The 10,057-nt window shown below is 56.4% G+C and carries 9 protein-coding genes; 2 read left to right on the top strand and 7 right to left on the bottom strand.

Annotated elements, in window-relative coordinates; genetic code table 11:
* Positions 1 to 236: 236 nt before the first annotated feature.
* Positions 237 to 671 (top strand): DUF29 domain-containing protein, encoded by a 435-nt coding sequence (locus NW818_RS05130; protein ID WP_011433505.1) that lies wholly within the window; start codon positions 237 to 239, stop codon positions 669 to 671.
* A gap of 146 nt (positions 672 to 817) precedes the next feature.
* On the opposite strand, the gene NW818_RS05135 is transcribed toward NW818_RS05130, so the two are convergent.
* The 7 genes from NW818_RS05135 to purB all read right to left on the bottom strand — a co-directional run bounded on the left by NW818_RS05135 (position 818) and on the right by purB (position 9,093).
* Positions 818 to 2,185, bottom strand: a complete 1,368-nt coding sequence (locus NW818_RS05135) for an FAD-binding oxidoreductase (RefSeq protein ID WP_414423989.1) — start codon at positions 2,183 to 2,185, stop codon at positions 818 to 820.
* Between the two features lie 112 nt (positions 2,186 to 2,297).
* Positions 2,298 to 3,095, bottom strand: coding sequence for a phosphate ABC transporter ATP-binding protein PstB (gene pstB / locus NW818_RS05140; RefSeq protein ID WP_414423990.1), 798 nt, complete (start codon positions 3,093 to 3,095; stop codon positions 2,298 to 2,300).
* 70 nt (positions 3,096 to 3,165) lie between these two features.
* Entirely contained in the window at positions 3,166 to 4,059 is an 894-nt protein-coding gene (gene pstA / locus NW818_RS05145; RefSeq protein WP_414352132.1) for a phosphate ABC transporter permease PstA, read from the bottom strand.
* 38 nt (positions 4,060 to 4,097) lie between these two features.
* Positions 4,098 to 5,081 (bottom strand): phosphate ABC transporter permease subunit PstC, encoded by a 984-nt coding sequence (gene pstC, locus NW818_RS05150; protein ID WP_414413907.1) that lies wholly within the window; start codon positions 5,079 to 5,081, stop codon positions 4,098 to 4,100.
* 147 nt (positions 5,082 to 5,228) lie between these two features.
* The gene (pstS, locus tag NW818_RS05155; protein WP_414330700.1) at positions 5,229 to 6,290 is read right to left on the bottom strand and encodes a phosphate ABC transporter substrate-binding protein PstS; all 1,062 of its coding nucleotides are present in this window, start codon (positions 6,288 to 6,290) and stop codon (positions 5,229 to 5,231) included.
* Between the two features lie 517 nt (positions 6,291 to 6,807).
* The gene (locus NW818_RS05160) at positions 6,808 to 7,788 is read right to left on the bottom strand and encodes an aspartate carbamoyltransferase catalytic subunit (RefSeq protein WP_414423991.1); all 981 of its coding nucleotides are present in this window, start codon (positions 7,786 to 7,788) and stop codon (positions 6,808 to 6,810) included.
* Between the two features lie 9 nt (positions 7,789 to 7,797).
* On the bottom strand, positions 7,798 to 9,093 hold the full coding sequence (gene purB / locus NW818_RS05165; protein ID WP_414423992.1) for an adenylosuccinate lyase: 1,296 nt from the start codon (positions 9,091 to 9,093) through the stop codon (positions 7,798 to 7,800).
* A 133-nt stretch (positions 9,094 to 9,226) separates the two neighbouring features.
* Between purB and NW818_RS05170 the strand changes: the two genes are divergently transcribed.
* Positions 9,227 to 9,808: a Uma2 family endonuclease gene (locus NW818_RS05170; protein WP_414423993.1), complete on the top strand. Its 582-nt coding sequence runs from the start codon at positions 9,227 to 9,229 to the stop codon at positions 9,806 to 9,808.
* Positions 9,809 to 10,057 lie beyond the last annotated feature (249 nt).

Below are 10,057 nucleotides of genomic sequence, written 5' to 3' on the forward strand. Positions count from 1 at the left end.
GGGACGGAGTCCTTGAAAAGCCTTCCGGCTCGGTGCACCCTAGGTGTGGGTGCAGTGTCCTGCTTTAAATCGAAATGACTATAGAAAGAGTTGTCTGGATAAGGTTTGTCACCAGAGTGCTCTGCTCCCAGACGGTTGAGAACTCAGGTGTTACAGGTTTTATTGTAGTAAACTCAAGAAGGACGTAGTCTGGATTTCATAATTATCGCGACCCTATTTTTCAGCAGGACAAAGCTATGAGCAATCTATACTCGACAGACTTTAACTTGTGGATTGACCGAACAACCCGGCTATTGCGGGAAAGGCGCTGGCATGAAATTGACCTAACACACTTAATTGAAGAGGTTGAGAATTTGGGTAAGAGCGAACGACGAGGGATTACCAGTCAATTAACTCGCCTTCTGCTGCATCTACTCAAGTGGCAATATCAACCTCAGCGCCGTTCAGATAGCTGGCTAGATTCCATTACAGATGCGCGAACCCAAATCGGATTGGCCATAGAAGATAGCCCTAGCCTAAAAGGTTATCTGGTAGAGCAACTTGAAGAGAGTTATCAACGGGCGCGCCGCCAAGCAGCCAGGCAAACGGGGATAGAAATCTCGACATTTCCAGATGTCTGTCCCTACTCTCCAGAGTTGGTGCTGGCAGAAGATTGGCTGCCGGAAGTTTGACAAGCATTCGACAGTGGACAGCATTTCCCACAGCACCGACCCCACAGTTCTGGCCTGGTCTTGCCTCACACAGGCAATCCATTATGCATTAAATACCGGCAACATAGATAGACTGAGGCCAATTGCTGTGCTACTGTTGCTATTCCTCAAGCAGAGGCGCGCTCCTGCCAGGTGCGCATCTTGCCCGGATTAAGCAACCCATAGGGATCCACTTCTTCTTTGAAACGAATCTGGCGGGGATCCATCACCTTACGCCCACCGTCTTCGATGATGAAAGTGTGGGGGTTGGCAATAAATACTCCCTGCTCTTCGTGGTAGCGCATGATCTCGTTTAGACGCTCTTCGGTGGTAAAGCGGACAATTTGCAGGCCGACGGGGGTAGCTTGCCCGTTGATGCGAATCCACTCCAGGTGCATCAGCACTTCGTCGCCAAAATACTCGTACATGTGCTGCACCAGCTTCAGCTCCCGGTCGGCGGGAAAAGCCGATTGTAAATAAGTCAGGCTGGGATCCACGCTGCGGCAGTGCAAAGTGGTGTGGTTCCAAGAAAATTCCCCCAGCGAGATCCCCTTGCTGGCCTCCTGGGCCGTTTTGTTGTAAACCACTTGGCCCCCATGTTCCCGGACAAGCTCCAACAGCGGCTCCAGGCTGCATTCGGCCACCATCAACAGGGCCACAGCGGATCCCTCTGGAAAATGACCCCGCAGCGGTGCAAAGTAGCTGGGGATCGGCCAAGCGTGCAGGCTGATCATCTTCTTGAGGATCCCATCCGCATCGCCCAGGGCTTGGCCAAAATGGGCACAGGGCATAAAGCCCACTTCAGGGGGAAAGGCCACCACCAGCTCCGCCCAAGGATAAGCAGGCGCCAGCGGGATCTCCACCTCGGTGATGATCCCATTGAGGCCCCAGGCATGGCTTACTTTGAATACCTCATCTCCCCGCAGCTCCAGCACCCGCGGCTCTTCCTCCAGGGTGACCACCCGCAGCCCCAAGATGTTGCCCCGATCCCGCAGTTGGCCGTAAGTCACAGAACCAATGCCACCACTGCCGCCGGCAATGAACCCCCCGATGGTGGCCGTGCGATAGGTGGAAGGAGCCATGCGGATCTCCCAGCCCATCTCCCGGGTGTGTTTGTCGATGGCCATCAACTTGGCCCCCGCCTGCACCCGCGCCAAGCCCGGCTTTGCCCAAAGCACCTGGTTGAGCTTGCCCATGTCCAGGATCACACCCCCGGCCAGCGGGATACATTGGCCGTAATTACCGGTACCGGCACCGCGCACCGTAACCGGGATCCGCAGCCTGGCACAGGCCGCTGCCACCCGCATCACCTCGGCCTCATCGGCGGGGCGCACCACCAAATCTCCCCGCTTGTCGCTCAGTTGTCGGCTCAGCACGGGGCTGTAGTGGTAAAAATCCAACGACAACTTGGCCACCTGAGCCGGATCAGTGATGATCTCAATACCCTCTAAGTCAGAACGCAAAGCCTGCAGCTTGTCAGGAGCGGCAACGATCATAGGTATCCGTATTTGGGTGCAACGGTTCTTCAGACTCCATCATCGGCAGAAATTGCCTGCAAAAGGGTTTGCCGAGAACAGTATGGGAAGGATCCCTGTCCGGCCAGGTCGATTAGCCGAAGCGGCCCTCCACATAATCTCTTGTGGCTTGCTTGGTGGGGCTGTTGAAGATGACTTCAGTTCTGTCAAATTCAATCAGCTCGCCCACACGGTTGGATCCCACCAGCTCCACGCTGAAGAAAGCCGTCATATCCGAGACGCGGCTGGCCTGCTGCATGTTGTGGGTGACGATGACGATGGTATATTCCTCCTCCAGCTCCTTCATCAGCTCTTCGATACGGCGGGTGGAAATGGGATCCAGTGCCGAACAGGGCTCATCCATCAAAATCACATCCGGCTGTACCGCCAGAGCGCGGGCAATACACAGGCGCTGCTGCTGACCTCCCGACAGCGACTGGCCGTTTTCTTTCAGTTTATCTTTCACCTCATCCCAAAGGGCAGCCCGCCTCAGCGAGGTTTCCACCACCTCGTCCAAGTCTACCTTCATCCCCAGCACCCGCGGGCCGTAGGCCACGTTGTCGTAAATGCTTTTGGGGAAGGGATTGGGTTTTTGGAAGACCATGCCGATACGCCGCCGCACCGCCACCGGATCGACTTCTTTGGCGTAGAGATCCTTGCCGTGGTAGGTGAGCTTGCCCTCTACACGAGCACCGGGGATCAAATCGTTGGTGCGGTTAAAACAGCGCAGGATCGTGCTTTTGCCACAGCCGGAAGGGCCGATAAACGCAGTAATCTGTCGGGCTGGGATGTCCAGAGTAACATTTTTTACCGCCAGATTGGAGCCATAGTAGACATTCAGGTTCTCGGTCCTGAAAACGTAAGAGGTCTGGTTAAGAGATTGAGTTTGCATGGCAGCACTCACAAAAAGAGCTAGAGTTCGACGAAGAGTTCGATTCAAGACTTTGTTGAGAATCCTCAGGCTATTTCCTGGTCTTGTACACCAAAAAGCGAGCGGTCAAGCTGGCCGCCAAAACAATGGCTAACAAAACCAAAGCGCCCGCCCAAGCCAGCTCCTGCTGCACCCTGTAGGGAATGATGGAGAAAAAGTAGACCATCACCGGCAAGGTAGCCACCGGGCCAAAGAGATCAGTAGACCAGAAATTGTTGTTGAAGGCGGTAAAGAGCAGAGGTGCAGCCTCGCCTGCCGCTCGGGCCAAAGCCAGGATTAGCCCGGTTACGATGGCCGGTGCCGCTGCCGGCAAAACAACGCGCATTGTGGTCTGAAAGCGATTTGAGCCCAGGCCAAGGGAAGCCAAGCGCATGTCGGGCGAAACCAGCAGCAACGCCTCCTCGGTGGAGCGGACGACAATCGGCAGCATCAGCACGCCAAAAGCCACCCCTCCCGAGAAAGCCGAAAAGCCGGATCCCCTCACCACCACAGCATAGGCAAACAGGCCGCAGAGAATGGCCGGTACCCCCGTGAGCACATTGCAGGAAAACTTAACCAGATAAGCCAAGCGGGTGCCGCGACCGAATTCAGACAAGTACACTGCCGCCAAGATGCCGAAGGGAAAGCTCAAAGCCGCCCCCGTAGCCAGCACCATTAAATTGCCGACAATTGCGTGACCAAAGCCCCCTTCCGCCAGGCCAGGGGCAGGGTAGCGGGTCTGGGTGAGGACATCCCAATTTATCCGCTGGATGCCTTCCTTGCCCACATCCCACAGCACCCAAGATAGGGAAGCTATGATCACCGCCACAAAGAGGCCACTCAGCAGGGTTAGGACAATGCCTGTGTAATTGCGGACAGGGGCAATGGCGGCACGAGTAATGTCGATGTCAACCTTCTCAGGGGCAAGCTGTGCTGAGTCGGACATGATAACAGTGCTCCTTTATCTTCTTTCTGCTTCCCAAGTTACTGCTCCAAGTTTTGAAACTTGCGGATGATGATCTCGGCAACAATGTTGACCAATAACGTCAGCACCATCAGCACCACGCCGGCATACATGAGAGCCGAAACCTGCAAGCGTCCTGCCTCGCCAAACTGAGAGGCAATCAAGCCGGTAATGGTGGATCCCGGCTGCATTAGGGAGATATTGATGCGGTTGGCGTTGCCGGAAAGCATGGCCGCTACCATGGTCTCTCCCAGGGCCCGTCCCAGCGCCAGCATGATCGAGCTGACAATGCCCGACAGGCCGGCAGGGATCATCACCGTTAAGATGGTCTCCCAGCGGGTTGCCCCCAAAGCCAAAGCCCCCTCTTTTAGGCTGCGTGGCAGAGATTCAAGGGTACTGCGGGTAATGGAGATGATGATGGGAGAGATCATGATCCCCAGCACCACAGCCACTATCAACAAGCTGGGCCCCCGCGGAGCCGGGCCACCCAAGAAAGGGATCCAACTCAGCGTCTGGTTAATGGCTCGAAAGATGGGCCGCACTGCTGGAATCAGCACAAAGATCCCCCACAGCCCCAGCACCACACTGGGAATGGCCACGATCAGCTCAACGGCAAAGCCAATCGGCTCCGTTACCCACTTGGGGGCAAAACCTTCCGCCAGGAAGATGGCAGTGCCAATGCCCAGAGGGATGGCAAAAATCAAAGCCACCAGAGAGGTTACCAAACTGCCATAAATCTGTGGTAGCACCCCATAGATGTTTTCCACCGGGTTCCAGCGGGCAGTAACCAGGAAGCCCAAGCCAAACTGCTGAATCGCCGGCAGAGCCGCTTCGGTGGTTTGAAGAATCACCCAGATGAGGATAATGCCGGCAAACCCTGCCAAGGCCAGCGTCAGGCGGACAAAGCCCACATCAACAGCCCGAGACAGGCTCGCCTTTTTCTCAATGTCAACATCGATATCCGGGTTTGGTGGTGAACCATAACCCGTAGCCGCTGAAGTCATAGCCTCTCTCCCATGATCATCTTCGGTTCAAAACTTTCCTAAAAATCCCACCGTGCAAGGTAAGCCCAGCAGCCGACCGAGAAAGCCTCATCTGCCTCCTCAGCCGGCCACCAGCTCCACTCTAGTGGAGTTCAGGCTGCAACCCAGTCATCGCACCGCATTGGGGTTAACGGTGATGGCATCCAGCTCTGCAAAGATCCGCTGGATAGCCGCCTCAGGCATAGGGATGTAGTCCAGCTCCTTGGTGATGGCTTGACCCTCTGGCCCCTGGGTCCACTTCAGAGCCTCCACCAGCTTGGTCAGCTTCTGCTGATCGGGATACTCGCGGTACAGCATCACCCAGAACAAGCCCACGATTGGGTAGTCATTTGGCCCTTCAGGGTCGGGCACCAACAGCGCAAAGTTATCAGGAATGGGAGCATCAAGCGCCGAGGTAGCTGCCTCAGTCGAGAACTCAACAATGTTGCCCGCTTTGTTTTCCAGGCGAGCAGTGGTCATCTTTTCCAGCTTGGCATAGGACTGGTTCACGTAGCCAATTGCCCCTGGCTCCTGCTTGATGGTGGCGGCTACGCCCTCATTCCCTTGGGCTCCAATGCCAACAGGCCACTCGACAGAAGTACCAGCACCGGCTGTCCAATTAGGGCAGACAGTTCTGATGTGGTTGGTGAACACAAAGGTAGTCCCAGAACCATCAGAGCGGTGTACCCAGGTGATGTCCAGGGGTGGCAGCTTGTTTGCTATACGTGGGTTCTCGGCCTTGATGCGAATGTCGTCCCAGCGAGTGATCTCGCCGGTCACGATGCCGCAGTAGGTTTTCCGCTTCAGGATGAGCTCTCCGTCTTCAATGCCGGGCAGGTTATAGGCAAACTCGATGGCCCCTCCCGCCAGAGGCAACTGTAGGGGCTCATAGCGGTATTTAGCTCGGAAGTTTTCCAGGCGAGCACCGGAGAAAGGCGCCTCGGAAGCGCCGAAGTCCACAGTGCCATTGATCACCTGCTCTAGGCCAGCACCACTACCGACAGACTGATAGCTGACTTGCACAGTGGGGTCTACGGTGCGGTTGTAGGCGTCAAACCAACGTTGCAGCAAAGGAGCCGCAAAGGTCGCGCCCGCCCCGGAGATTTGCACGGTTTGGGCTTGAGCCGAGGTCGCTGTTAGAAATCCTACTGTTAGAGCGGTGAGGGAGAAAGCAGAAAGCAGGGTTCGCATAGGTAATATCTGTGGCAAATCAACATCTTCAACCCTATAACCTCAAAGTTAACGGAGGGATATCTAAAGGTTAACTTTGGGTTAAGTCAAGAGAAAAATCGATATTTTTGAGTGTGCTGGCTCGTTTCCAAACCTCGATTTTCCATCTGGTGGTTTTGGCCAGTTTGGATTTCAGCAAAATCAGGATCCTGGAGCCCAGGATCCGCGAAAAGGCTTATACTGCTGAACTTCTATCTCATTTGACAACCAATCAAACGGACACAACTTGAATAAGAGCTAAGCTTAGACGGCTGCAAAAAAACTCGATCCAGATCCAAGATGTGTAAAATTTGAGACAAAGATGTTGCTCACCTCTCGGCAAGCTTGGACATGATTTCAGCAGGGCGGGAAAAGCTCTGGCCAGAGCTTCTTCCGACTTTTGACAGTTTTGACAGAGAGAATTAGCTAGGAGATGGACTTCAACACTCCAGACGTGGGGCAGCTCTACATGTTCCCCGAGCAGAGAAAGATCTGGGCTCTAAGCTGGGATCCGCCCGCCCCCCATGAGGTACAGCAGGGCCATGCGCACCGCCACGCCGTGGGTGACCTGCTGCTCAATCAGGTTCAAGCCGGGATCCTCCATCACCTCGGAGCTGAGTTCCACACCGCGATTGACCGGGCCGGGGTGTAAAACCCTCACCTCTGGGTGGCACAGGCGCAGCCGCTGCCGCGTGAGGCCGAAGAAGTGATGGTACTCCTGCAAGCTGGGGAGAAGGAACTCGCTCATGCGCTCCTGTTGCAGGCGTAGGGTGATAACAAAACGCGCCCCTTCGAGGGCAGGCTCTAGCTGCCAATGGATAGGGAGCGTGTGGCCGGGCACAAACTGGGCAAAATCTTTGGGCAACAGGGTGGGAGGGCCGGCTAAGTGAACCTCAGCTCCGGCGGCCACCAGGGCGTAGATATCGGAGCGGGCCACTCGCGAGTGGAGAATATCGCCGACAATGGCGATTTTGATCCCTTGCAGCAACTCCAGGCGGGGACGCCGGGGATCCAGATGGCTGCAGAGGGTAAACAAATCCAGCAAACCTTGGGTGGGATGTTCGTGCAGTCCATCCCCGGCATTGAGAACGCCCACAGGGGATCCGCGGCGGTCGATCTCGGCAGCTAATTGTTGGGGCACTCCTGCCTGGGCATGGCGAACGATCAAGAGATCGGATCCCATGGCCAGAAAGGTGCGGGCCGTATCCAAGAGCGTCTCCCCTTTGCTCAAGGAAGAGGTGCCTGGGGAAAAGTTGAGCACATCTGCCGAAAGGCGCTTGGCCGCCAGCTCAAAACTGGAACGAGTGCGGGTGGAAGGCTCGAAGAACAGCGTCACCACCACCTTCCCCTGCAAGGTGGGCACCTTGGGCAACCGCCGCGTCAACACCTCCTGGAAGCTGGCAGCGGTTTGCAAAACGATTTGATATTCTTCGGGGGTAAAGTCCGCCAAGCCCAGGACATGTTGCCGCTGCCAAACCATAGGGGATCCTCAAATGCCCAGGCGGGCAAAGATCTCGTCCAAATGGGTTAGGTGGCGCCGCGGATCAAAGCAGTCCTGCAGTTCTGCCTCGCTCAGGTGAGCCATCACTCGGGGATCCGCCAGCAGATTGGCGCGAAAGTCCCCCTGCGGCTGGTTCCAGGCGCGATGAGCATTTTCCTGCACCAGGCGGTAGGCTTCCTCGCGGCTAAGGCCCTTCTCCACTAAAGCCAGCAGCACCTGCTGGCTGAAGATGACGCCGCCGTAGAGGTTGAGATTGCGCTCCATGTTGCGAGCGTGAACCTGCAGCTGGCCCACCAGCTCCGCCATGTTGACCAACAGATAGTGGCAGAGGATGGAGGCATCCGGCAGGATGACCCGCTCTACGGAGCTGTGGGAGATGTCCCGCTCATGCCAAAGGGGAATGTTTTCTAGGGCCGAGACGGCATACCCGCGCAGGAGACGGGCCAGCCCCGTCAGTTGTTCCGCCTTGATGGGGTTGCGCTTGTGGGGCATGGCAGAGGATCCCTTTTGGCCGGGGGCAAAGTACTCCTCAGCCTCCAGTACCTCTGTTCGCTGCAGGTGGCGGATTTCAGTAGCAAAGCGCTCCAGCGAAGAGCCAATCAAAGCCAAGGTTTGCACGTATTCAGCGTGGCGATCCCGCGAGATTACCTGTGTCGAGGCTGTATCGGGCTTCAGGCCCAGGCGAGCGCAGGCCAACTGCTCCACCTGGGGAGGCACGTTGGCGTAGGTGCCCACGGCGCCAGAGATCTTGCCCACCGCCACCACTTCCCGCAGGCGAGCTAGGCGCTCTTGGTGGCGCAGGCACTCGGCCAGCCACCCTGCCAGCTTAAAGCCAAAGGTAATCGGCTCGGCGTGAACACCGTGGGTGCGGCCGATCATGAGGGTGTAGCGGTGCTGCCGAGCTTGGTCGCGGATAGCAGCGATGAGGTCGGCCAGGCGAGCTTGCAAGATCTCCACCGAGGCCACAAGCTGCAGGGCCAGAGCGGTATCCAACACGTCCGAGCTGGTCAGGCCCAGGTGGATGTAGCGCCCTGCCTCGCCCACGTGCTCGTTGAGGTTGGTTAAGAAGGCAATAACATCGTGCTTCACTTCCGCCTCAATTTCCAAAACCCGCGCCGGGTCAAAGGCGGCTTTGGCTCTGATCTCTTGCAGGGCTTCTTGCGGGATCCGCCCCAGCTCCGCTTGCGCTTCACAGACAGCCAGCTCCACCTGCAGCCAGGTCTGGAGCTTGTGGGCAGTGGACCAAATCTGGCCCATTTCGGGCAGAGTGTAGCGCTCGATCAAGGTGCCTTTTCCGTCGGTACAGTAGGATGAGCTAGGCTATTTTAGCCTTTGGCGTCCCCCCTCGAGGAAAAGCCGCTGGGGGATCCCTGCGGGCTTGGCTTGCGGTGTCCAAGGAGCAGCAAGGAGTTTGCAGATGACCGTCGGAGCTGTGCCAACTCAGGGAAAAAGAGCTTGGACAGCCGAAGAATTCATGGCGTTGTCCAGGGAGGGACATCGCTACGAGATTGTTGATGGGAAGCCAATTGATATGGGAAGCGCGGGGGCACTCCATGGTTATGTCTGCAGCCTCCTATTGGCAGCTTTGACCTCCTACGTTTTGTCCAACAAGCTGGGGATCGTTTTAGATTCCAGCACTGCTTTTAAGATGAAGAGTGGAAATTGGCGCTCCCCTGACATCTCTTTTTTTGCTAAAGAACGCTTGCAGGGCATGGCTGAACTGCCCACAGGATTTTTGGAAGGCGCTCCAGATCTGGCTGTTGAAGTGCTTTCCCCCCGCAATACGGTTGAAGAAATTCATGACAAGCTGGTGGAGTACTTTGAAAATGGCAGCCGCCTGGTTTGGCTGGTTCACCCCAGCGAGCACTACGTCCTGGTGTATCGCAGCTCTCAAGAGCCTGACCGCCTCCTGAAATCGGTTGATCTTCTAGAAGGTGAAGAGGTTATTCCAGGATTTGCCCTGCCGGTGGCTCATCTATTCCAGAAGCTTTCCTTGTAACATCCCCCCGCCCTCACTCTAGCCAATAGAGCTTGGGCCTCCCAACCTTGCCATTGGGCATTCCTGCCCCGCGTCACAGAACGACTTGGCAGAGGAGTCGGTATCTCGACCCTGACTTTCCCGCCAGAGCGCGGAACTTGTAGCTCCCCGCACCCCTTGCAAGTTAAGTGCAGGGGGTTGCCCCTCTCGCCGACGGTCTATATTGAACTAGTTCGGGATCCGAAGAGCATGCCTCTAACCCCCAAAACC

It is taken from the genome of Synechococcus sp. R6-5 (assembly GCF_047461775.1).
Lineage (GTDB): Bacteria > Cyanobacteriota > Cyanobacteriia > Thermostichales > Thermostichaceae > Thermostichus.